Source organism: Gluconobacter sp. Gdi (genome assembly GCF_014132155.1).
Taxonomy (GTDB): Bacteria; Pseudomonadota; Alphaproteobacteria; order Acetobacterales; family Acetobacteraceae; genus Gluconobacter.
The window spans coordinates 1-2,626 of record NZ_BLJQ01000033.1 but is presented as its reverse complement, the minus strand read 5'-3'; the positions used below and the strand labels follow the sequence as shown (position 1 = coordinate 2,626).

At 51.4% G+C, this 2,626-nt stretch carries 1 protein-coding gene and 1 pseudogene; both read right to left on the bottom strand.

Annotated elements, in window-relative coordinates; genetic code table 11:
* Positions 1-1,896, bottom strand: a 1,896-nt coding sequence (locus JN414_RS16215) for a Hint domain-containing protein (protein ID WP_237390142.1), incomplete at its 3' end; no start/stop codon positions are given.
* Positions 1,897-2,002: 106 nt separating this feature from the next.
* Positions 2,003-2,530, bottom strand: a pseudogene (locus tag JN414_RS16210) (autotransporter strand-loop-strand O-heptosyltransferase); the annotation flags it as partial.
* Between the last annotated feature and the right edge of the window lie 96 nt (positions 2,531-2,626).

The window sequence follows — 2,626 nt, the reverse complement described above, 5'->3', positions numbered from 1 at the left end:
ATAGGTCAGGGACGGAGCTTCGGAGTGAACCGGGCAGTTCTGCTCCTTGGCACGACCTTCAATCTGACGGTAAATCGGCTCGACGGCTTCACGCGACACGGTGAGAGGGGCTGCGGCATCATCCCAGGAGAGATCACGGCTGAGAGGGATGGAGACGACAGCGTTATTTTGACGGAAAGCGCGACGGTTTCCGGTATCGAGATAACTCTCCGTCAACATACCGTCAGCCATGATGACGGAGTGGTCGGCGGTTTCGATGTGATAGTAGTCGTAAGACGTGATCGAGGTGTCATAGAAGATCGAACGACCGTTTACGAGCATCCGAGCCGGCACGAATTTGCCGTCAAAGAAGAGGCAGTGCTCGGCGGTGATCAGCATGTCTTTAAAAGGAACGCCCTCAGAGATCGCATTTTTGAGAATGCGAACGGGATATCCTGCCTGATCTAAAGCAAGATGCGGACGGACCGTGCAGCGGGCCTGGCCGGCCCATGTCACCTGGCGAACTGTCTCGGTCCCATCGACATATGCTGTGACGTTATCACCGACCGCCAGCTTTTCGACGGCAATCGTTCCAGACGGGATTGAGATGAGGCTACCCGCAAGGAAGCAGACTTCAGCAAGGGACCCACCATTGCCATCACTAACGAGAGCGAAACCTGTCGTTTTGACGCCTTCGATATTAAGGGTGATGGTGTTTCCATTGCTGAGCGTTACGACCACCTGATCGTTGGACGGATAGCTGTATGTTGCACCCGTAGGAGAAACGCCGACCAGATCTATTGAATCTGAATCACCGGGTCCCGTTCCTGTATATCCGCTAATGACCGTACTGACCGTGCCACCATTTTCGAGACCCGAAATGGTCAGTCCGTGGTTCGTGTCTCCTACAAGGTCAATGGTTCCGCCAGCATCGTTCCAGATCGTTGCAGACCCGCCATTTGCTACAGTGACAACACCGGAAATTGCAGCTGAACTTGAGACAGTAAGCGATCCACCACTTGACACCGTCGTTGTGCCCACGACACTGCCTGCATCGGCATCAATGGCCCCGCCACTGGTAATAGTATTGTCCTGAGCAATACCATTGGAACTAATCTCCAGTACACCGCCGGAGTTAACGATTGTTCCGGAAGCCGTACCAGCGAGGCCAAGACCGCCGCCACTGGAAATAACGGTGTTATAAACAGTTCCTCCGGAGCTGACGACGACAGTACCGAACGTTTCAAGTGTCAGATTTGAAGTCGTAGCGCCTGCGCTCACGTGCACAATGGCACTATTGTCAATTGTCGTCGTTGTCAGGCTTCCGCCAGAGTCGACGTGGCCTGTCCCGCCGTTAATTGTGCTCCCTTCTACCAAACCACCAGAAGCAATTTCCAAAACGGCTCCCGTATCAATCGTGACATTTGACCCGGTGCCCTGAATATTAACATCAGCTCCGCTGGAGGCGACAATGTTGGACGTCACACCACCCGCATACACATCGACAGCATTACCGGAGAAAAAAGTTCCGCCAGACAGGCTACCTCCGCTGCTGACCGCAACAGTTGCAGCTCCAGCAACGGGGCTTTCACTAAGGGATACGCCACTCTCAATGATCAGGGTCCCACTAGCACTTGTCCAGTTGTGTGGCCCCAAATTTCTATAAGCAGAAATTGTTCCGCCAGAAATAATGTAATATGCTCCGCTATATTGCTGCGCTCCAGAATCAACGACAAGAGTGCCACCACTCAATAGTGTTAGAGTAGAAGATGAATACCCAATCAGAGATCCACTTTTTAGTTCGATAGACCCACCCGAAGAAATGGTAATATCTTCATTGAGATTTCCGCCGCTGCTTACTACTATACTTCCGCCAGAACGTACAGTTCCGCTCCCGTACAATTCACCTCCCGACAAAATAACAATTCCTGAGGTCGAAGAACCATAGAAACTACCTGGGACGCCGGCCGAATTAACTGGGCTGTCTACGTACAGTATTCCGCTAGATACATAACTCATTTTATTATCCTCTCATTAACTTGATTCTATTTATCACCATTTCGGAAGTGATAAGTTTTGTGCACTCAAACTGCCTTTCGGAGTTTTTGTGCCGCGGACACCACAAAAAATCGTGGTGATCAAAACGCTCCTTCGGATCATTCCAGCATGAATTACAGGTGTGCCAGTTGATTACGCGCCCGGGCGTTTCAAACTCGTTATTTGGGTGGGTAAACCCTGAAATCATGATCACAGGGCAGCCTGCAGACCATGCGAGCCAGGCTAGGCCTGAACTGCCGCCAATAAAAAATGCTGCATGCTTAAGCCAGCGCGCTCGTTCTGCCAGAGGACGATTTCCTGTCTGGTCTTCAGCTCCATGCGGCAAGTGGTTCCATACCACGCCTGTCCCATGTTCGGCTTTCTGATCAATACAGACGACGCGATACCCTTGCTCTTTAAGCCACGTGATAACTTCGCGCCAACCTGTCGGGTTATTCCAATATTTACATTGGGAGCTCGCCTGTACGGCGATACAGACATAAGGCTCTTTTAGGCTCAGGACCCATTGATTTGATTACGGAAATCTGATTCAGGCTCTGTGAGGAGACTGGAGATGAGCGACCTGTTTTGGCTGACGGATGAACAGATG